Here is a 22,964-nt window from a genome sequence, read left to right on the forward strand (position 1 = left end):
CTCCTCCAAAATCATATAGATATTTTATCATATATTTTTTTGAATAAATATGATAAGTGTATAATATTAGTGGTTTTTAGGAGAAATTATGAAAATAAAATTAATATGTTTTAACAAAGTAAATAAAGAATTTAAAGAAGTTCATCAAGCATATGTTGATAAACTAAAAAATCATTGTGACCTAGAAATCATAGAAATTAATGAATTTGATCATGGTGATATCAAATCAAATATGGTCAAAAATGAACAAAATATTGATCTAAAATTAAAAGATTTAAAAGATTATGAAATATTTTTATTAGATATAAATTCAAAACAATATAGTTCAGAGCAAATAGCTCAAACATTAACAGAAAATCAAAATTATAAAGGTGGAAAAGCTTGTTTTATAATTGGTCCAAGTGATGGATTTGGTCAAGAATTTAGAAAACAACACCAAAATAAAATTAGTTTTGGTCTGATAACTTTGCCATATAACCTAGTTAGAATAGTGTTGTTAGAACAAATTTATAGAGGATTTAAAATATCAAAAAATCAAAAGTACCATAAATAAAAGGTTGTTATTAATTTTAAAAGAATAGACTTTTTTAAAATTAATCTATAAAATGATACTATCGCTAAGGAGGTAATCCTATGTTTGACGAAAAATCAACTTTTAATTGATTTCCAGGTCACATGAACAAAAGTATTAAAGAAATTGAAGAAAAAGTTTCAATAGTTGATTTAGTTATTGAAATAGTAGATGCAAGAGCTCCTTTTTCTACTCAAAATCCTTTACTTAGAAAAATTCTAAACAAAAGACCAAGATTAATTATTATGACTAAGTTTGACTTATCTGATAAGGAAATCACAAACCAATGAACAGAATATTTTAAATCAGCAGGACACAGAACTTTTATTGTTAAAGATAAACAAACAGATATTTATAATGATGTTTTAAAACTTATAAATGAAATGACAAGAGAAAGTCAATTAAAACAAAAAAGCAGAGGGATAGAAAATCCTCAATTAAATGTTTTAGTTGTGGGTATACCAAACGTTGGTAAATCAACAGTTATCTCTAAACTTTCAAAAGGTAAGAATTTAAAAATTGGAAATAAACCTGGTGTTACTAGAGGGATGCAAAGAATTGTTATGACAAATAACATAACATTAATTGATACTCCTGGAATATTGCCAGCAAGATTTGAAAATGAAACAGTTGCATGTAATTGTGCAGCTACAAATTCAATTAGATTGGATGTTGTTCCAAAAGAAAGAATGGCAACTAAATTAATGAGATATATTTATAACTCATATCCATCATTAATTGAAAATACTTATAAAATTAACAAAAACGTATTAAGACCAATAAATTATGATGATACTTTTACAATTTTTGAAGAAATTGCAAAAAGAAATAAATTCACAATCCTAGATGAAATTGCAGATGTTGAAAGAGCAATAGAGTTATTTGTTCACGACATTATAAATAACAACTTAGGAAAGATTTCTTTTGAAAAACCAATAGAAATCAAAGAAATTTCTAAACAAGCAATTGAAGAAGATGATTTGGATTCAACAGTAGTAAGTGATTTAACAGTAGAATGATAGAAAATTTAAGATATTTATTTGATCAAAATATACGAAAAGAACATAATGTAACTTTAATTGCGGGAAGTGATGAAGTTGGAAGAGGAGCTATGGCAGGACCAATCGTGGTTGCATCAGCAATTCTAAAACCTGAATACAATAATCCTAAAATTAAGGATTCAAAATTACTTAATGAAAAACAAAGAGAAGAACTTTATGAAGAAATAAAAGCAAATTGTATTGCTTATAGTATTTGTGAATATGATTCTAAGTTTGTTGATCAAAACAATCCAAAAAAAACTAGTCAAATAGGAATGATTGATTCTATAAAAAAATTAGAAGTTAAGCCAGATGTTTGCTTAATTGATGGAGAAAATATAGAATTAAGTGGGTACAAGTGTTTGCAAATAATTAAGGGCGACAACCTAAGCATGACTATCGGAGCTGCAAGTATTCTTGCAAAAGTTTATAGAGATAGAATTATGAATAAGTATGATTTAGAATATCCACAATATAACTTTATAAAACATAAAGGATATTGTACAAAAGATCACCAAGAAAGAGTAAAACAATTTGGTGTTCTTGATATTCATAGATTTTCTTATAAACCCATAAAATTTCTAAAGGAGAAACAAAATGAACTTTAACAAAAGTAACGAACTATACCAAGAGTGAATTAACTCAAACCATTTAGATGAAAACCTAAAAGAAGAACTTTTAAATGCAACAGATGAAGAATTAAATGCTGCTTTTAATATTCAATTAGAGTTTGGAACAGCTGGAATAAGAGGTATTCTTGGTGCGGGTCCTGGAAGATTTAACTTATATACAATAAAAAAAGTAACTATGAGTTATGCAAAACTTCTAATGTCAAAATATGGTGAAGAATTAAACAGAGGAGTTGTTATTGGTCACGATAACAGAAAATTCTCAAAAGAATTCTCACAGTTAGCAGCAGAAATATTAACAAGTTTTGGTATTAAAGCTTATCTTTTCGAAGATAACATTATGAAACCAACTCCGGTTGTTTCATATGCTACAAAAGATTTAAATGCAATCGGTGGAATTGTTATTACAGCAAGTCACAACCCTGCAATTTATAACGGTTATAAAATATATGATGAATTTGGTTGTCAATTAATTGATGAAGACACTAAAGTTATTGCTGAATATATGGAAGAAATTCAAGATATCTTGAATTGAAACTATAAAACAGATGAATCACTTTTAGAAGTTGTTCCTCAAAAAGTTTTAGATAATTATAAAGAAATGATTTCTAACTTACAGTTTTATAAAAACCAACCAAGAGATGGATTTAAAATGATTTATTCAGCTGTTAATGGAACAGGAACTGAATTTACACCACCATTACTAAGAAGTTTTGGTTATGATGTAGTTGAAGTTGAAGAACATGCTTTTGAAGATTCTACATTTAAAAACGTAGGAAATCCAAATCCTGAATTCGAACCAGCATGAAGAATTCCATTTGAATATGGTCAAAAAAATCAAGATGCTTCAATAATGATAATTCAAGATCCAGATGCTGATAGAATTGGTTGTGCAATTAATCATAATGGAGAATGAATAAGAATTGATGGAAATCAAACAGGACCATTATTGATTGAATGAAAATTAAGTCAAATGAAAGAACATAATTTAACTCCAGAAAACCCAGCAATGTATTCAAGTTTTGTAACAAGTGACTTGGGAGATAGAATTGCAAATGAAACTTATGGAGTAAAAGTTATTAAAACTCTTACCGGGTTTAAATGAATGGGTTCTGAAATACTAAAAGAACCAGAAAGAAACTTAAACTTTGTATTTGCTTATGAAGAAAGTTATGGGTATGTTCTTGATTCATCAACAAGAGATAAAGATGGTATTCAAGCAACAACAATGTTAGTTGAAGCTGCATGATACTATAAAAAACAAGGTAAAACTCTAATTGATGTTTTAAATGAATTGTATGAAAAATATGGTTATTACTATACATATACAGAAAATTTAAATTTCAAACCAGAAGAAATTAAATCAAAAGTAGAACCAATTATGAAAAAACTTAGAGAAGAAGAATTTACTACTTTAGGTGGATTAGAATTGAGTTATGCTGAAGATTACATTGATGGTTTATTCAATATGCCAGGTCAAAACTTAATCAAATTCTACTTTAATGATGGAAGTTGATTTGCAGTTAGACCATCAGGTACTGAACCTAAAATAAAAATCTATTTTATAAGTGTTGGTGAAAATGAAGAAGCAGCAAAAGAGAAGTGCGAAGCTATTTTCAAAGACTTAAAAGACTTTTTAGAAATTTAATTAAAAAAATAATGCATATGCATTATTTTTTATTTTTAAAACAAAATTACTTTTCCTACAATATAATTATATTGGCAATATATTTTTTGCTAATTAAATTAAGGAGTAAGAATGAAGACTTTAATTATTGGTGGTAGTGCAACTGGAATGGGAGTTGCAGCTAGATTAAGAAGAAATGATCCAAATATGGAAATTACAGTAATTCAAGACAAAGATTATGTTTCTCTTGGTGCTTGTGGTCTTCCATATTTTGTTGCGAATAACTTTGACAATAAAAATAATTTAATTGCAAGAACAATAGAGGAATTTAAAAACAACGAAATAAAAGTTATTTCAAATTCAAAAGTAAAATCAATAGATTTTAAATCTAAAAAAGCTTTCTACAATGATCAATTTGAACAATATGATAATTTAGTAATAGCTGTTGGGGCAAAACCTATAGTGCCAAACATAAAGGGTGTTGAAGCAGACAATGTCTTTACTCTTACAACACTTGAAGATGGAGTTAATTTAAAAGAAAAAATGATGAATGATAAAAACATCAATAAGGTTGCAATTATTGGTGCTGGATTCATTGGTCTTGAAATGAGTGAAACTTTTTCTGAGTTAAACAAAGAAGTTTATTTATTAGAAATGGAGTCAAAAGTTATGATTAAAACTTTTGATGAAGAGATTTCTGAATTATTAGAATCAAAATTAAAAGAGAAAAAAATAAATACACTTCTTGGAGAACAATTAGTAGAGATAAAAAGTAAAGATAACAAAGTTTCTTCAATTGTTTTAAAAAGTGGAAAAGAAATTGAAGTAGATGCAGTTCTTTTATCTGTTGGTTTCCAACCAAATACACAATTTTTAAAAGATAGTGAATTGGAAATGAATGAAAGAGGAACAATCATTGTGAATTTTAAAGGTGAAACAAACATTGAAAATGTTTATTCAGCTGGAGATTGTGCAGTTTCAAAAAGTTATATAGATAATCAAGATATTTATTCTCCACTTGCAACTGTTGCAAGTAAGTTTTCAAAAGTTATTGCAGATAATATATCTGGAAAAGAAAATGAATATGTTGGTTCAATCCAAAGTGCTATTTTAAGATTGTTTGATCTTGAAGTTGCAAGAACAGGTTTAACTGAAAAAATGGCTCAAGATAAAAACATTAAGTTCAAATCGGTTTTTATAAAAGATAAAGATCATACAAACTATACTCCAAATCAAAAAGACATATATCTGAAATTGATAATGAATAGCGAAACAAGAGAAATAATAGGGGCTCAAATGGCTGGAAGTAACAATTCTGTATTAAGAATTTATGGACTTGCAGCATTAATTTGACAAAAAGCAAAAGTAAATAACAGTTTAGAACAAATTGATTTACCTTATGCTCCACCTTTCTCAAGAAGTGTGGATATTATTCACATTGCTTTATCAAAATTAAACAAATAAAAAGAGAGGGAAATAATATGACATTCTTAGCAGAAGATAGTGGTCATAACTTGCTTAGAGATTTTCTAGCAATAAGTACATGACAATCGTTAGTTGCAATTACTATATTTTTATCTTTACAAGTAGGTTTATGATTCTTTTTAAAGAAATATAAATTTGCATTTATGTATAGAGTTATTTTAGGTATGGGAATTGGTCTAGTTTATGGTATTGTACTACAATCAATTATTGGATTTCCTGGTGAAGAAGATTTTAAAGAAATGCTTAAACCGGGAAATAAATTATATTGAGTAGCGGAATTAAATATTTGAGCATCATTCTTTAAAAATATATTTATAAATGGTGTTTACTTACTTACTGTTCCAATCGTTTTTATAGCGATATTTAAAATTACTTCTAAACCAGGAGAAACTGGTTTAGGGAGAATAACTGCAAAAGGAATAGCTTTACTATTATTTAATGTTGCAGTTATGTTTACAATAACATTCTTTTTGGGATTGTTATTTAAAGTTGGTAATGGAATTAGCTTAAATCCAAGTGAAGATGTACCTGGAAGAGAAAACATGCCTTTACCACAAATAATATGACAATATATTCCAAACAACTTTGTTGGTGCATTGGCTGCTCAGGCAATTATACCTGTAATGGTAGTTGGGGCTTTAGCTGGTGGAAGTGTTAAAATACTTTCAAAAAGAAAATCAGTAGAAATGGAAGCGATCAGAAAATCTATGAATACTGGTTGAGATATAATCATGTCAATGCTGATGACTTTTATGAAAATAATGCCACTAGCTGTTATGTCGATGATAACTGTTTCTATTACATCAAGACCAATAGGCGCTTTAGTAGTAGTTGGTAAAGTCATTGGTGTTGGATATTTAGGAGTGGCTTTAGCATTAGGACTGTTAAGTTTAGAAGTTTTCTTGAGTGGTGTAAGAATAGGCGCTTGATGAAAAAAAGCTTGAAGACCTTTAATTCAAGGTTTTGCAACTCAATCCTCTAACGCATCTTTACCTATAGCTATAGAGACTTTAACCGAAGATATGAAAGTAAATGGTAAGTCTGCAAATACAATTCAACCAATCTCGACAACAATGGGTTTAATTGCTTGTGCTGGTGTTCAATCTGGTTTAGCAACAAGTATCTTATGAACAGGAAACACAGGTGGTGTTGTCCAAGAGATGGGATTATTTACATTTTTTATAATGGCTCTATTTGTAACAGTTATTGCTTCATTGGGTATAGCTGGGGTTCCTGGAACTGCAACTGTTGTTACTGTTGGGGTTTTAGGTGGAATCGGTTTTGGAGTTTATGCCGGAAGTGTTCTTGGAGTAATCGCTCCATTAGATGGTCTCTTTGATATGGGAAGAACTGGAGCAAATGTTGTCGGAGGTGTAGCTACTGCAACAATTGTTGCAAAGTCCGAGGGTTTAATTGACGAGGATTCAGAATTGTTAACCGAAAAAGGGTTAAAAAAACAAAAATTAATTAAGGAAAAACATCTATTAAAAGATAACTTAATTAAAAATATTGGCTTATTAAATTCTAAAGCTAATAAAGAAATTAAAAACAAAGATTTATCCCAAGAACAAAAAAATATTATTAAAAATAATTTAAAACAAGACATAAAAAATGAAAAAATTACTTTTAAAAATAAACTAGAAGAAATTAATAAAAAATAATTACTAAAAAGTAATTATTTTTTTTATTTCTATCGATATTAATATTTGGGAGGAATAATAAATGAACAATGTAACAATAATCGGACAAATAGAGGGAAATCCTCAATTAGTTTTTAATTCAAAAGAAGGGGATAAAAAACTATACAAATTAACTTTAAGAGTACCAAGAAACTATAAAACTAAATCTGGAGAGTCAATTGATGACTTTATAAATGTCAAAGTATGATCAAATGTATTGGGAGATGAATACGAATACTTTGATCAATCTTATATTGGTGTTGAGGGTAGATTAGTATCATTTGGTAACTCAGAAAATAACAACTATGGAAATGAGCTTGTAGCCAATAAGTTAGTGAACTTGAATTAATGGAAAACGTACTTTTATATTTTTCAATCAAATACAAAGGTGATTGAGACAAAATTTACCATGCTTTAGATACAAAAGAAAAGATTACACACAAAGATCTTGATGAAGTTTCTAAAAAAATAGATTCAAACTTTATAACTATATTAAGTCCTTTATATCCAAGTTATTTAAAAAATACTCATAAACCACCATTTGTTATATTTTATAAAGGAGATATCACTTTACTTTCTAAATATCACAAAACAATAGCTTTGGTTGGCGGGATAGAGACAAATGAATATGGAATTAAAAATATAGATTTTTTAATGAATGATTTAAACTCTGAAAATGTTATATTTTCAACTATAGAAAATGAAGGTATAAACAATGAGGTTTTTGATAATGCTTTAAAAAATGAGTTTAATTTAATAAATGTAATTCAAGAACCTATGAAAGATTATCTTAAAAAAACCATAGATCTTCCGGAAAGAAATAATCTACTTGTTATAACAGAAGTATATGAATCAGATAATAATATGGGTAATATGGTTCAAGAATATTCAAATAGAATGCTTTGTGGAATTTCTAAAGGAATAGTTTTCATTCATTTTAAAGCAAATGATTTAGTTAATAAGTTATTTTCCTTTGCAGTTAATGAAGGTAAAGAAATTTTTGCAATTCCAGACGAAACATTTTCTAAAAACTCAACAAATAAGCTAATTAAAAATGGTGCCAAGTTAGTTGAAAATGCAAAAGATATACTAAATGAAATTTAATAATGATATAATGAGTTTGTGATAGAGATATCACACTTGTAAGGCGAAAGCCAAAACTAAGTATAAATTAAACTAATCATTTTATTCCCGACACACAAATGATAAGAGTAATTTTAATTTAAGAGAGATTTTATCTCTCTTTTTTTGTTTTTGATGTATAATTTTTAAGATATTTAGAGAAAAAGAGTGATAAAAATGGCAGAAAATATTAAATTGGACAGTACCCAAGAGGTTAATGCCCAAAATGAAAACAAAAATATCAAACCTGAATTTAAAACAAAAAGAAGTGGAAAATCATTCTTTGCAATAATTTTCCATTATATAAAAAGACACCCATTTTTAGGGGTTTTCTTAGTGCTACTTACACTAGCTTCATCAGTAACAAGTGTTTTAAGTCCTAAAATTATTGAAAATATTATGACAGTTTTAACTGCTCCAACAATTTTGGCATCAATACTTGGAAATAAATGACAAGATAGTCCTATTGATAAAATCAACGAAGCATTATCAGCAACACACCAACAAAAAGGTACCATGCTTATTACAGCTCATGGTGATGCTGGAAATTATCATTTCACAACAAATCTTTTTGGATTTGATTTGCAATGACAACATTGAATTTATGTTCAATTAGGTTTATTTGCAGCTTTAGCAATATTCACTTTTGCTTCTAACTTTATAGCTGGAATTATGGGTAAAAATATTGAAATTGAGCTAAGAAATAAAGCTCTTGAAAGATTAGTAAAACAAGATATGAGTTACTACTCTGACAAAAAAATTGGAGAAATTTTAACAAAAATAGTTTCTGATACTCAAATAGTAGGTGACCAAGCTCAACAAGTTCCTGTAACTATGATGAGTGCTGCATTTACTTTCTTTGGAGCATTAATTATGATGTTTACAATTAATACTTACTTAACTGTTGTTGTAATTATTACAATGGCAATAATTGTTACATCAATTTTCTCAACTTTTGGAATAGTTAAAAAAGCTGCTTTCAAAACAAGAGATTCTATTACAGATATTAATGGAGATGTAACAGATAGAATTGCTACTGTTAGACTTATTAAAGCGTCTGGAACAGAAAACTATGAAACAGAAAGATTTAAAGAAATTCACAAAGATTACTTTAAAAAATCAAGTAGTTTAATTAAACTACAATCAACTGTTATTACAGTTTTAGTAGCTGGTGTAAGTTCAATTCAAATGATCATTGTTATTGCAGCTGCAATGAAATGACATAATGATCCAGGAACATTATCAGTTGTTTTAACAGCATTTATTTCATCTGTTGGAACAATGGTTGGTCCAATTATGCAAGTTGCAAGACTACAAGCAGGATTAATTATGGCATCTACATCAGCTGTTAGAATTAATGAAATTCTTGGAGCAAAATCAAGAATTAATCCTCATTATGATCCTGCTGAAGGTGTTCATATCGAAAGTATTGATAAAGATATTATCTTTAAAAATATTGAATTTAGATATCCAGAAAAACCTGAAAAAGTAATTATTCCAGAATTTGATTTCACATTTGAACATGGAAAATCATATGCCTTTGTTGGTGAAACTGGAGCTGGTAAATCAACTATTGCTAAATTATTATTAAGATTCTATGATCCTTTCAAAGGACAAATCTTAATTAATGGTGAACATGACTTAAGAGATGTAAACTTAGCAAGTTACTTAGACAAAGTTGGGTATGTTGAACAAGAACCTCAAATCTTATTTGGTAATGTTTTAGATAACATTAAATATGGAAGATTTGAAGCAACTGACGAACAAGCAATTGAAGCTGCAAAATTAGCAGAATTACACGACTTAGTTATGACTTGACCAGAAGGATACAACACAGTTCTTGGTGAACGTGGATTTATGTTAAGTGGTGGCCAAAAACAAAGACTTGTTATTGCAAGAATGTTCTTAAAAGATCCACAATTATTAATATTAGATGAAGCAACAAGTGCTTTAGATAATATTGTTGAAAAAGAAATTCAATCAAAATTAGATAGCTTAATGAAAGGTAGAACTACAGTTACTATCGCTCACAGATTAAGTACTATTAAAAATGTTGATCAAATAATAGTTTTAGCTCCTGAAAAAGGAATAGCACAAGTTGGAACTTTCAATGAATTAAAAAACAAAGAAGGTCACTTCAAAAAACTATATGATGCCGGACTTATGGCTTAAAAAAACAGAATCTAATTCTGTTTTTTTTATTTTTTAACACTTAAATGTCTCTTTCTAGTAAAATAATATTGAAAGAAAAAGGGTATGATATGAAAGTTTTTATAAAAGCACTATATTTTGTGCTACCGATTTCAATTATATGGTCTAACCCAGTTATAAGTGAAATTGTTAATTTTAGGGATGTTAAAGAAATTATAAGAGATTTTGATAGAGAAGTTTCTGTAATTAAGGTTTTGAGTTTTGGAGAATATCGACAGGGACAAATAATTGGAAAAATTTCAGAGTATTTGTCAAATAAAAATCAGTTAAAAGAAAAAGAGTTATTTATAAATAATCAATATTATGAACAAGAGAATTTTTTTATAGGTGGTAATATTTTTTTTATTAAAAAAGCAGAAAATTATAATAAGTATAAATTAAATTTGAACTCATTAAACTGGTTAAAACAAAATGATTCTATATAAAATAACAATTAAAGAGTATTTTTCAAGACCAAAAAACATAATAACAAATTCTATTTACTTAATTATACATTTAATTCTTATATGTATAATTGCTACTTTAGACAATAATAGAAATTATTCGGATGATATGTTTCCTATATATTCAATGGTTTCTTTCTTGCTTATACTTTTTCTTACCACATTAATAATGATTGATTTTCTTTATCATGAATTTGTTTACAAAAGAAAGAACAACATTATAAATCAAGAGTTAAGACATAAAATAAATTCTAGAGATATTTTTATAAGAAAAATATCTCTAGCTATCTTACTAGTTGTGTTTATTAACTTAATTTATTTTTGCATAGAAATTATTTTTTGAGCCATTTTAAATCCTTATGCGAGTTTGTATTTCTCTTTCTTCTTTTTTAAATACCTAGCTATATTTATGGTTGAAATTTTATTAATAAGCATAATTGCAATGTTATTTATAAAGAAACAAGAGATATTAGCTATTATTTTAAGTATTTTTCTAGTTATAGGTCTTGGACTAAAATCAGAATTAGCAAATCCTCTATTAAGTAAAGTTATAGAAAATAAAGGCGTTCCATTTAAAGAGTTAACTTATGGTAATGTTGGTAAATCAAATTATAGATTAAACAAACTTTATGAATACTCATTAAAAATAAACTCTTTGAAAAAAACTAATAGTTTATTTTCGAAAATGATTGAAAACCCAAAGGATTTTGTTGACCTTTATCAAGATGATTTTTATCTAGATGATTACGGACAGAATGGAAGTTCTGACAGGGTAGTCACAAAAAATACAAAAAATTATGAAAACATAGTATGATGCTTTTTAATTGATTCAAACTTATCAACTAATGCTCAAACAATTGGGGATGAAAGATATAGATTTGATCTTAAACATGTAAATGATATTAAAGAATCAAACAATTATAAATGAATGGTTGATTTACAAAATATAATAAATGATGTAATTAATTTCACACCAAACGAAATCATTGAGAATACATATTATCCCACTGACTCAAAGTTCGGTCCTAAAGGTTATAATGTAAATGATATTTTTAAAATAATTAAAAAAAATATAAACCTACTAAAACAAGTGAATTACGGAAGTTATGATGAAAAAGAAATAGATGAAATTATGGAAATATTATCTCTTGCAAATTATATTTTTTGAGAAGAATTTTCCTCAAACATGAGAATTGTTGAAGTTAATGATTATGGTAAGTTATTTGAACAAGTTGAGATACCCGAAAATGGCTTTTATGGAGTTAACATAAATAATAAAATTTATGCAAATCAAACAAATATAAGTTATGGAAATAGCGTTCTATACTCAATAGTTTTAGAATCAATAGCAATATCAAGAATGGCACCCAATCTATATGAGTTGGATTCCTATAATAGTTATAATGTTTTTTCTGAAAGTACTTCAGACAAATATATTAAAGATACAAGAATAAATTACTATTTAAATCCATTTGCCTCATTAAATTACATTTCAAGCTTCGGATTTTATCAAAATTTAAATAATACAAATGTTATAAATAGAGGTATTTCTTCAAATTTTGGTTGCAAAAACTTCCTATATAATGAGTATTCTTATTTTGAATATAAAAATAACGAAGAAACAAAATACTTTGATTTATATAGAGATGATTGAAATGAAGGAGTAATTAAAATAACAAAAACAACAAAAATAATTAGTCCATGAATAATTTATTTAGAATGATCTTCTTTGAATTTAGGTTTATTATTCTTGAGTTTTTATATTTTTAAAAAAAATCTGTTAGATTAAGGAGAATTTATCATGAGAATTTATTTATATAGTTTAAAAGAGATATATTTCAAAAAAAGTTCAATCATTACAATGATAAGTTTTTTCTTTTTCGTCATATTTTTTTCTCTAATAGATTTATTTTTAGGCTTGGATAGTGATCAAAGTGTACAATTAATTGTAATGATAATGGGTAATATATCAGCATCTTTTTGTATCTGAATATTTCTTGTTATGCACTTTCATGAAGAGTTTGTAAATAAAAGAGAAAATGGATCATTAAACTTAGAAGTTAGGCTAAAGATAAAACCATTTAATATCTTTTTAAGAAGAGTTGTTGTGGCTATGGTATGGCTGCTATCTTTATATTTATTTGCTATGTCTTTTGAGTTGATAATAAAAGCTTCATTTAGTTTTAGTTTTTGATACTACTATTCATTAATTATTTCAAAATATATAGCTGGTTTTTTTATTAATTTATTTATAATTTGTTTAATGATAGTATTTTTCTCTCACGGAAAAACAGTGTTATCTATAATATCTACTTTTCTTATAAATGGTTTATATTTAAGTTGTGAAACTTTTTCTAATCCAACCCTTTTAAAAGAAATAGAAAAAGAAGATGGTTTTCATAGAAACCTTTCCTTTGTAGCTTCGCAAGAGTTAAATATAAATTATAGGATAAATTTTACAGAACGAGCACTTGAACTAAAAAATACAAATAATATGTTTAATGTCATGTGTAATGAACCTGAAATGTTATTGAACTTATACAAAAAAATTCAGGTAAACTATAACGACAGCCATAACGATGAAATAGTTAATTGAAATAAAACAAGTGATTTGGATAACAATAATAAAACTTTTTATTACTTATGAAAATCTGGATTTATAATTAATGCAGAAGATTTAAAAGTATACGACTATTTAAAAGTTAATATAGAACCAAGCGATTCAAAAGAAGTGTTTTCTAATCCTTTTGCTTGAATGAAAGACTTAAGTTATCATTTAGAAAAAAGTTTAATAGGAAAAAATAATTTTGTTTCCGTATATGATGTAATTGATAAAAACATAAAAGGAATGAAAAAAAGTGACAATACTTTTTATTCAGATAAAGAAATAAAAGAAATAAAAGAAATTATTGATCTTACAAAATATTATTTTGAATTAAAAACTTATATTGATGAGAATTTTGTATATGCTAAATATGATGGTGTTAGTGCTGAGCCGATATATGAAAGAGAGAGAATTCGAGATTCAGGATATTCACTTGAAATTAATTGGTATTTATCAGAAATATTTGAAAATGTTATAGAAAGTATTATGTCTACAAGAACTTTCACATTGAATTCTCAAACAAGTGGCCGTTTTATAAAAATATATCCAGAAGGATTAGTCAATGAGTACTATAGAAATACAAAAATAAATTATTACTTAAATCCGCTTGCAAGTACTGCTTACTTTAAAAACTACTCAGTTTTAAACTATAAGGACCAATCATTTTCAGACCAATACGGACATTTAAGTGGTGCTGGTTTAACAAAGGCAGGATTAAGAAAAAAATTAATTATAAAAGATAAAGATAGTTTAATTGACAAAAATCTTGACCTATATGGCAATGATTTAGAAGATAATGTTTCTTTTGAGGATGGAGATATTCTTGTTAACAGATGAATAATTTTCATTGAACAAATATCATGAGTATCAATAATGTTTTATATAACAGCTAAAAATTGAAAAAGAAAGTTAATAATATAGGGGGAAAATTATGAACTTTAATATAAATAATGTAACTAAAAAATTCAAAAACAATGGAATAGAAAATATATCAATTACTTTTGATTCTAAAGATATAGTTGGTTTTGTAGGTCCTAATGGAGCTGGTAAAACTACAACTATGAAATCGATATTTGGAGAATATATATTAGATTCTGGTGAAATAAGATATGGAGAAAAATCATTCTCTGAATGTGAACCTTCAAAAGTTATTTTTCTTACAGATCAAACACAACTCCCTCAATTTTATAAAGTTAAGGACTACATTCTTTGAACTGGAGCTCTATATAAACTTTCTAAATATCAAACTATAGAAAGAAGCGATTTCTTATTAGAATCATTCAATCTAAAGGAAACTAAAAATAAAAGAATCAAAGAACTTTCATTGGGAATGCAAAAAAAATTAAGTATTGTTTTAGCTTTAATGGCAAAACCAGAAATTATATTTATGGATGAACCTACAGCAAACCTAGATGTAGATGCTAGACAAGAAATTTTAGAAATTATTAGAAATTTAAACAAAAAAGGAATTGGGTTTTTTATAACAACACATATAATTGATGAACTAGAAGAAATAATAAATAAATTAGTCATCATACAAGAAGGTAAAATTGTTTACAATGATGATTATGACAAAAATGATAAAAAAATATTTGATATTTATAAAGAGAAAACCAAAAAAAATATAAACTCAATTAATACAAATCTTGATGAATTATTTAAAATGAAATAAGAAAGTAAAATTAATTTAAAAAACAGAATCTAATTCTGTTTTTTTATTTAATATAAATGAAAACCATAATGTTAAAATAAAACAGAAAGGATAATAATTATGAGAATAAATTACAAACACGATGTTTTTAAAAGAGATAAAAACATGGAATGAATAAAACCAACAGATGACGGTGCTGAAAATATAATAAAAGCTATTTTTAAAACTCAAAAAAAATTAAAAAAGATTAACTATGCTAATATATCTACAAAAAGAAGAAACAAACTTTTTTCTAAGTTATCTAATTATGAATTGGGAAAGGATTTTATGTTTTTAACCCCGATAAATATAGACTTAGGCCTTAATTTAAAAATTGGAAATAATGTATTTATAAATTTTGGCTGTACCTTTTTGGATAGGGGTGGAATATCTATTGGAGATAATACAATGATTGGCCCAAATTGTTCATTTTACACTTCAAATCATCCATTAGATCCAGAAAAGAGAAGACATATTATTTCAAAACCTATAGTTATTGAAAATGATGTTTGATTTGGTGGTAATGTAATAGTTTTACCTGGAGTTACTATTGGTGCAAATTCTACTATTGGAGCAGGAAGTATAATAAGAAAAGATGTACCAAAAAATAGTTTGGTTATTGGAGATGAAATCAAGCCCTTAGTTATAAAAAAATAAATCTAAAAATATTTACTAATCTAAAAATATTTTTAGATTTTTTTTTTTTTTTTTTTTTTTTTTTGTTGAAAATCTGTATCATATAATATCAATTATGGAACTTATTTTGGCTTATCAAATAGAAAGTAATTAATTATGAAAAATGAACAAACAGAAAAATTCATCTCAAAAATAGATGAAAAAAGCCCACTGATTAAAATTGAAAACATTTCTAAATTATATAAAAATAAAAAAGCTTTAGATGATGTAAGTTTAATTATTAATCCTGGAGATAGAATTGGTGTAATAGGTCCTAATGGTGGGGGTAAATCAACACTAAGTGAAATTATTGGTGGAATAAGAAAACCAACTTTAGGTAAAGTTATAAGACAAGAAAATATGACGATAGGATTACAATTTCAAGAATCAAAATATCCAATTGGTATTACAGTTTTAGACATGATTAAATATTATCTTGAAACTTTTAATATCCCTATGACAGAAAAAGAACTTACTGATATTTTAAGAAAATTCCAAATTGATAATTTTAAAAACAAATTTTTAGAAGGTTTAAGTGGAGGACAACAGCAAAGAGTTAATATCCTTTTAAGTTTAATTCATAATCCGGATTTAGTTATTTTTGATGAAATATCAACAGGACTTGATATTGAAGTTAGAAGTGAAATTTTTGACACCATCAAAGAAAACGTTGTAAACAAAAACAAAGCAATGATTTTAGTTACTCATATGATGAGTGAAATTGAAGAATTATGTGAGAAGTATATTTATATTCATAACGGAAAAATAAGAGAACAAGGTCTTGTAAAAGATCTTGTAAAAGAATATGGATCAGTACATAACTTTACTTGAAAAAAATTCAAAGAAGAAAAAGCTGCAGATCTTAAAAAGGAAAACTTACAAGCTGATAAAGAGAATAAAAATAAGTTAGATAGAATTATAAATAGTGAAAAAAATAAAGGTAAAAATATACCTTTAATAAAACTTTTGTTAAAGTACTACTATAAAGGTTTTGCAGTGCCATTTTTCTTATTCTTTTTCCCTTTGATTCTTTTATTCTTAGAAGGATTTGTATTTAAAAATATGCAAGATGCTTCGGGAAAACCTGGAGGATTATTGCATAACCTAATTGGTTCTCTAGCTATTATGCAAATAATCGCTGTGGGAATATTTATTATCCCTCAAACTATTTTAGAATTTAAAAATAGTGTTCTTATGAAAAGAATTGGAGCAACAAATATTAAACCGATATTTTTCGTTTTAACAGTAGTTGTTATGGGGATTTTCTTCATGATAGTAGGTTTCTTTTGAACATTACTTTGAGCGGGAATAATGTTTGGTGGGGATTTGGGTTGAGAAAATGTTGCCCTTCCAAAACAGTTTGGACCATCAATACCTTTCTTAATGTTAACTTTAGTTCAATCAGTATCAATGGGGATGATGTTGGCTAGTGTATTTAGATCAACAACAGCATACATAGCTGTTTCAAACGTAATCTACATGCCAATTGCCTTTTTGGGTGGATCATTTTTACCAATAGATTTAATAATGGACAGTCCAGTATTGAGATATGCAACATATATTAACGTATTTAAATATTGTATGGAACCATTCTCAAATGCTTGAGGTGGAACATTTAGTTTTGATTTAGCTACAGGAATATATCTTGGTGTTTCTATATCTATGATTGCAGCATTTACCACTACATCTGCAATGAAGCTTAAATGAGAATCTTAAAAAACAATAAAGCACAATTTGAATGTGCTTTTTTTATATTGTTTTTTGTTATAATTAAGCAATGGAAAAACTAGTTAATATAATTGGAGCAGGACTTTCAGGTTGTGAAGCGGCTTATCAATTATCAAAAAGAAATATTAAAGTTAAATTATATGAGAAGAAAACCATTGAAAGGAATCCTGTACAAAAGTTAGATTATTTTGCTGAATTAGTATGTTCAAACACTTTAAGATCAACTGATTTAAAAAATGCAGTAGGTACTTTAAAAGAAGAAATGAGGATGTTTGACTCTTTAATAATAAAAGCAGCAGAACACGCTCAAATACCTGCCGGAGGAAGTTTGGCAGTTGACAGAGATGTATTTTCTAAATATATTACTGACGCAATGCACAATGATCCAAATATTGAAGTTATTGAGAAAGAATTTGAGAAAATCAATGATAATGAAATAAATTTAATAGCTTCAGGACCACTAACAAGTGAAAAGTTACAAGAGGAAATAGCAAATTTAATTGGACAAGACTACTTTTATTTTTTCGATGCAGTAGCACCAATAATAACAAAAGATTCAATTAATATGGATATTGCTTTTAGAAAAAACAGATATGAGAAAGGTGAAACTCAAGATTATATAAATTGTCCAATGAACAGAGAACAATATGAAATATTTTATAACGAGCTTGTAAATGCACAATTAGCACCAGTTCATCTGGAATCTGAAAAAAACTTAAAATATTTTGAAGGTTGTATGCCAGTTGAAGTTATGGCAAAAAGAGGTTTTGACACTTTAACTTATGGTCCTTTAAAACCAGCTGGTTTAAGAAATTTAGATGGAACAAATAATTTTGCAGTTGTTCAGTTAAGACAAGATAATGCAGCAGATGATTTATATAATTTTGTTGGTTTTCAAACCAATTTAACTTGACCTGAACAAAAGAGGGTTTTTAGACTTATACCAGGTTTAGAAAATGCTAATTTTGTAAGATATGGAGTTATGCATCAAAACAATTTCATAAACTCTCCAACTGTTTTAAATGAGTTTAATCAACTTAAAAGCAATAACAACATATTTTTTGCCGGACAAATAACAGGTGTGGAGGGATATGTTGAATCAACTTCTTCAGGTATCATAGCTGCAATAAACATTGCTAGAATGATTAACGAAGAAGAATTAAGAAAATTCCCAAAAGATACAGTAATGGGTGGTTTGCAAAATTACATAATATCAACAGACTCAAAAAACTTCCAACCAATGAAAGCTAATTGAAGTATTGTTGAAAATTTAGAAATTAAGTCTAAAATTAAAAAAGAAGAAAAAAAAGAACTTTATTCAAATAGAGCAATAAATTCAATGAAAGAATTCATTAAAACATTGTAATAATAAATGAAAGGCAATTATGAGAGAAATTGATAAACAAAGTATTTTTTGATTTGGTTTACACAACTTAGCTCAAGAAAATGCTCAGTTAAAATACTATATTACAACTCAAAAAGAATTGATTTACAATCTATATCCTGTTGTTTATCTTGGAGTCATTCAATATTCTTTATATAGAGGTATTGTTATAGATGAAATTCCATTAGAGGAAAGCAATTCATATACTGACTACATATTGGAAAGATATGATGAAATTTATAAGATAAGATACAGGTTCGTAAAAGAAAAACCTAAAAAAGCTAATTTAAAAGATGAAGAAACATATGAGTTATGCGAAGAAATTATTTCTAATTTACTTTTACCTTATATAAATGAGTACTGTTTTAGAACTTATGATATGTGAAAAAATTTAGCTCAAGCATACATCAGAGAATCTGTAATAAATTATGAATATGATATTAACCATGAAGCAGACGATGGAAAAATCAAAACTTCAATGTTATATCCATTCTTTTTCACACTTAGTTTAATAGTTGTTCAAGAAAAACAAGGTTTATATCAAAGAATAGAAAAATGTTATCAAAAAGATGTTCTTTTAAGAAAATTCAACTCTGGAAGAGAATGAAAAGAAAAAGAATTAGACTATTTGAATGAAACTTATGAGCTAATTAAAAACGATGAAGAGTGACTATTATTTTTAAGTAATTTTTCATCTTCAAAATGAGATAACTTTGATTTAAAAGAAAGATTTAAAGCTTTATTTCAACTAACAAAAGTAACAACAATTTTGATGAAAGATGAAATAAGTGCAGTTACAATGTTAGATGACGGAGAAGAGTTATTCGATCAAGTAAAAAACTACTTACCATTATTTATTTGTGAAGATAAGATCTTTAATGATAAAAATGAATTAAAAAGGGACTTTAAAAAATCAAGCATAAAAATTCTTTCTCCATTTGCTAATCAAAATATAAATGTACAAGTTCTAGAACCTTATATCATTTCTAAAGGTGAGAGATTCATAAATTACAACAAAGAAACTTTATTGACAACTTCAGAAATAATTTATACAGTTCTTGCTAAGTTAAGATTAATATTATTAATTCATGAGTATTTACCAAATCTAATTGATTCAAGAATATTGCCAAAGAAAAAGTTGTTTGTTGATGTTCTTAAATTATTTGAAGAAATCAAAGAAGGTAAATTCAAAAGAATGTTAGATGTAGAAAATCTTCTTGAATCTGATTTTATTATTTCAGAAGATGATATAAATGAAATTTTAGAACATGAATATACAAATATAGATGATTTTTACAATAAAAATTGTTTCTTTAAAATAGGTAAAATAATGAGTTTGGTGTTGGGAGTAGAAAACAAAACTGCTTCAAAAATGAACTATGATTTATTCGAATTATTTAAAAATATTATAATTTTAATGGGTCCTCATCCATTAGATCACACCGTTCAAACAACTGAAACAATTGAAAAATTGTATTCTAAATTTGAACTAATGTGTAATGACTATGAAAAAATTATTAAAAAAGACTTTGAAAAATCAAAAAAATACATTTCTAATTTGGAATTACCTTTAAAGTTATTAAGATGAAAAAAAGACTAAATTTAATAGTAATCTACAAAAAAATTTGCTATTATTATTTTGTCTTATTTTGCCCACGTAGCTCAGTAGGATAGAGCATGCGCCTTCTAAGCGTAGGGTCAGAAGTTCGAATCTTCTCGTGGGCGCCATTAAGAAAATAGGTACTAGTTATGCTAGTATTTTTTTTATTTTTTTGTAAAATATTGAAGTGACAGTCGGGAGATGAAAGAAAATGAAATTTAGATATAATGAATCAGTTTCAAAAAATAAGAAATACGATATAGTTTCAAAACATTACATAAATTACTATACTGATCCAACAAATATAGAGTTGGAATCAAGAAAAGTAGATAATTTTGAAATTTTATCTTATAAAAATCACTCAAACTTAATTATTACAAAAGAATGAGATTATAAATTTGAAAACTATGATGTGATTATGGAAAATAAAATTAGAAATATAATTAACTTTACAGAACATAAATATGACGGAAGAGAAATTTCTAATAAGTTAAAGTTTAAAGATAGTTATAAATTCATGGCATTAAATTTATCTGAGATAGATAAGTTTAAAAACCATGATTTAGAAGAAGTAGAACTTGTAAGATTTAAAACAAAAGAGGAGTTAGAAAAATTTATAGAAATTGTAAACTCAGTTTTTTTAGAAGAATTTAGTGATGCAAAAAAATTCTATGGTATTTTTGATGAATATAAAGATTTTAGTGAACTCTATCTATTAAGATATAAAGGTGAATTTGTTGGAACAGGTCACTTAACTCACTTTGATAATAAAACAACTGTAATTGATGATATTACAGTTCTGGATAGCGTTAGAGGAAAAGGTCTAGCTACTTTTTTAATGAAGTCTTTATTGAATATTTGTTTTGAAAGAAACCAAGAAGAGGTATATTTATTTGGTAGTGAAATGGCTATAAATATTTATAAAAAACTTGGTTTTAAAGATGAAGATTTCTGAATGGAACAATTAAAATTAGTTTATTAATAGAAAAAAAGGTTAGGGAAAGAAATGAAAAAATTTAGTATTCAACTAGTTTTTATATGTGTTTTATTCTTTATGTACTATTTTTATGGAGCATGAGTCAATAGTTTAAATAAAGAAGAGCTGACATTTCAATTATTTGATCCTTTTAAATTAATTTTATTAGGAATGATATTCACAATAATATATGCAGCAATCAAAAAACTATTATTCTCTAGAATAGTAAATGTAAAGAAATATAGACAAAATTTAAGAAACAATATTTTATTTGAATTTGAAAATACAATTCACTATGTTAATAACTTAAAAGAAGTTATTAAATCAAATGATGTTAAGGGTGCAAAAAAAGCACTAAAGGATTTCAAAACAGTTGTTTATAAACCTATTTATCTATCAGATTTTATGGAACTTATTGCAAATGAATTATTGTTAGAAAAAGATATTTCAGCTCATATTGGTGCAGTTGAAGTTATTTTAGAAAATATTAAAACAAACTTTGAAAAAGAAAAACTAAGAGTTTTAAGCAAACAAAAAGGCATAGTGGAATTTCAAATGTCAGAATCTTATTTTTCAAACACAAGTTGAGACTCTATAAAATATAATTTAGCACTTAATAATTTACAAGAAGATAAATCAAGTATGTGAAAAATATCTAGCTTGTATATATCAAAATTTAAAAATTCCTTATTTTTTGCATTTTTAGCAAATATATTCATATTCGCTATTGTTGGAATTGTTATGTATGTTAATAAGGTAAGTGTAGATAATTATTTATTTGTAGGATTTATAGGATCAATGTTCATCATTTCTATAATTCACTACAATATCTCGATTTTTATTTCTTCTAAAAAGATGAATATAAAAATTTATTGAAAACATTTAGTTGTTTATTATTTAATAATTGCATTAATATTTATGAATATAATATTAAATGTTGTATTTTTTCCAAATATAAGTATTAAAGGGGATTCTTCAGAAGCTTGATATAATTCTCAATTACTTAACTTTTTGAAAAGCCTGTTATATATAGTTTTTTCTACAATGCTTTTAACTTACGTTTTTGGAAGTTTTTTAGAGTTATTGGAAAACAATAGTTTAAATGTAAAAAACTCAATTCAAAGTTTTTTATTGCCTTTATTAGTATTTATAGCAACATTGATTATTAACGTTATGTCTATTAATAAAAATGACAGTAGTTTATATATTATAAACTTTACAATATTGGTTATATTCTGGGTTTTTGTCGGAATATGAAATAAAGTTTTTTCAAAATAGATTAAAAATATTTTTATAAATCTAAAATTTTATTTTTAATAAAAACATTTTAAATATAGCTTTTTCAGACCTTAATATTAAATGGTTATGAAAAGAAGTATACATACAAAAATTTGTTATAAATGTAAATTAAAAATTGAAGAAGGGGACAAGTATAAATATTTTGAAGAAGAGGATATATTTGCCAATAAGGTAATATTTTATGCTCATAATGAATGTTT

General features: G+C 26.2%; 19 protein-coding genes and 1 tRNA gene. All 20 read left to right on the forward strand.

Annotation, left to right across the window (positions count from 1 at the left end):
- Window positions 1–88: 88 nt before the first annotated feature.
- The 20 genes from SBIUS_RS01370 (at window position 89) to SBIUS_RS01465 (ending at window position 22,743) form a co-directional block, all read left to right on the forward strand.
- Window positions 89–553, forward strand: coding sequence for a 23S rRNA (pseudouridine(1915)-N(3))-methyltransferase RlmH (locus SBIUS_RS01370; RefSeq protein WP_162684712.1), 465 nt, complete (start codon window positions 89–91; stop codon window positions 551–553).
- Window positions 554–633: 80 nt separating this feature from the next.
- A complete protein-coding gene (gene ylqF, locus SBIUS_RS01375; RefSeq protein ID WP_162684713.1) occupies window positions 634–1,593 on the forward strand; it encodes a ribosome biogenesis GTPase YlqF in 960 nt (319 codons plus the stop codon).
- Window positions 1,587–2,219, forward strand: coding sequence for a ribonuclease HII (locus SBIUS_RS01380; RefSeq protein WP_162684714.1), 633 nt, complete (start codon window positions 1,587–1,589; stop codon window positions 2,217–2,219). Before ylqF ends, SBIUS_RS01380 begins: the two co-directional genes overlap by 7 nt.
- Window positions 2,209–3,888: a phospho-sugar mutase gene (locus SBIUS_RS01385; protein WP_162684715.1), complete on the forward strand. Its 1,680-nt coding sequence runs from the start codon at window positions 2,209–2,211 to the stop codon at window positions 3,886–3,888. Before SBIUS_RS01380 ends, SBIUS_RS01385 begins: the two co-directional genes overlap by 11 nt.
- Before the next feature lie 111 nt (window positions 3,889–3,999).
- Complete coding sequence (locus tag SBIUS_RS01390) at window positions 4,000–5,331, forward strand: CoA-disulfide reductase (protein WP_162684716.1); 1,332 nt, start codon at window positions 4,000–4,002, stop codon at window positions 5,329–5,331.
- A gap of 17 nt (window positions 5,332–5,348) precedes the next feature.
- The gene (locus SBIUS_RS01395) at window positions 5,349–7,013 is read left to right on the forward strand and encodes a dicarboxylate/amino acid:cation symporter (RefSeq protein ID WP_162684717.1); all 1,665 of its coding nucleotides are present in this window, start codon (window positions 5,349–5,351) and stop codon (window positions 7,011–7,013) included.
- A gap of 61 nt (window positions 7,014–7,074) precedes the next feature.
- A complete protein-coding gene (locus tag SBIUS_RS01400; protein ID WP_162684718.1) occupies window positions 7,075–7,380 on the forward strand; it encodes a single-stranded DNA-binding protein in 306 nt (101 codons plus the stop codon).
- Window positions 7,380–8,135 (forward strand): DNA-processing protein DprA, encoded by a 756-nt coding sequence (locus SBIUS_RS01405; RefSeq protein WP_162684719.1) that lies wholly within the window; start codon window positions 7,380–7,382, stop codon window positions 8,133–8,135. Before SBIUS_RS01400 ends, SBIUS_RS01405 begins: the two co-directional genes overlap by 1 nt.
- A 195-nt stretch (window positions 8,136–8,330) precedes the next feature.
- The gene (locus SBIUS_RS01410) at window positions 8,331–10,325 is read left to right on the forward strand and encodes an ABC transporter ATP-binding protein (RefSeq protein WP_162684720.1); all 1,995 of its coding nucleotides are present in this window, start codon (window positions 8,331–8,333) and stop codon (window positions 10,323–10,325) included.
- 44 nt (window positions 10,326–10,369) lie between these two features.
- Window positions 10,370–10,789: a hypothetical protein gene (locus SBIUS_RS01415; protein ID WP_162684721.1), complete on the forward strand. Its 420-nt coding sequence runs from the start codon at window positions 10,370–10,372 to the stop codon at window positions 10,787–10,789.
- 427 nt (window positions 10,790–11,216) lie between these two features.
- Window positions 11,217–12,596, forward strand: a complete 1,380-nt coding sequence (locus SBIUS_RS01420) for a hypothetical protein (protein ID WP_162684722.1) — start codon at window positions 11,217–11,219, stop codon at window positions 12,594–12,596.
- 12 nt (window positions 12,597–12,608) lie between these two features.
- Complete coding sequence (locus SBIUS_RS01425; protein ID WP_162684723.1) at window positions 12,609–14,333, forward strand: hypothetical protein; 1,725 nt, start codon at window positions 12,609–12,611, stop codon at window positions 14,331–14,333.
- A gap of 10 nt (window positions 14,334–14,343) precedes the next feature.
- Window positions 14,344–15,084, forward strand: a complete 741-nt coding sequence (locus SBIUS_RS01430; RefSeq protein ID WP_162684724.1) for an ABC transporter ATP-binding protein — start codon at window positions 14,344–14,346, stop codon at window positions 15,082–15,084.
- Between the two features lie 144 nt (window positions 15,085–15,228).
- A complete protein-coding gene (locus tag SBIUS_RS01435) occupies window positions 15,229–15,759 on the forward strand; it encodes a sugar O-acetyltransferase (protein ID WP_162684725.1) in 531 nt (176 codons plus the stop codon).
- 135 nt (window positions 15,760–15,894) lie between these two features.
- Window positions 15,895–17,493 carry an ABC transporter ATP-binding protein/permease gene (locus SBIUS_RS01440; RefSeq protein WP_162684726.1) on the forward strand — a complete coding sequence of 533 codons (1,599 nt, stop codon included), beginning with the start codon at window positions 15,895–15,897 and terminating at the stop codon, window positions 17,491–17,493.
- Between the two features lie 61 nt (window positions 17,494–17,554).
- Window positions 17,555–18,871 (forward strand): methylenetetrahydrofolate--tRNA-(uracil(54)-C(5))-methyltransferase (FADH(2)-oxidizing) TrmFO, encoded by a 1,317-nt coding sequence (trmFO, locus tag SBIUS_RS01445; RefSeq protein ID WP_162684727.1) that lies wholly within the window; start codon window positions 17,555–17,557, stop codon window positions 18,869–18,871.
- Between the two features lie 19 nt (window positions 18,872–18,890).
- Complete coding sequence (locus SBIUS_RS01450; protein ID WP_162684728.1) at window positions 18,891–20,489, forward strand: hypothetical protein; 1,599 nt, start codon at window positions 18,891–18,893, stop codon at window positions 20,487–20,489.
- 51 nt (window positions 20,490–20,540) lie between these two features.
- Window positions 20,541–20,617 (forward strand) — tRNA-Arg (locus tag SBIUS_RS01455).
- 83 nt (window positions 20,618–20,700) lie between these two features.
- On the forward strand, window positions 20,701–21,471 hold the full coding sequence (locus SBIUS_RS01460) for a GNAT family N-acetyltransferase (RefSeq protein ID WP_162684729.1): 771 nt from the start codon (window positions 20,701–20,703) through the stop codon (window positions 21,469–21,471).
- Between the two features lie 24 nt (window positions 21,472–21,495).
- On the forward strand, window positions 21,496–22,743 hold the full coding sequence (locus SBIUS_RS01465; RefSeq protein ID WP_162684730.1) for a hypothetical protein: 1,248 nt from the start codon (window positions 21,496–21,498) through the stop codon (window positions 22,741–22,743).
- The last annotated feature ends 221 nt before the right edge of the window (window positions 22,744–22,964 follow it).

The sequence above is a fragment of the Spiroplasma sp. BIUS-1 genome, assembly GCF_010365805.1.
Taxonomy (GTDB): domain Bacteria; phylum Bacillota_I; class Bacilli_A; order Mycoplasmatales; family Mycoplasmataceae; genus Spiroplasma_A.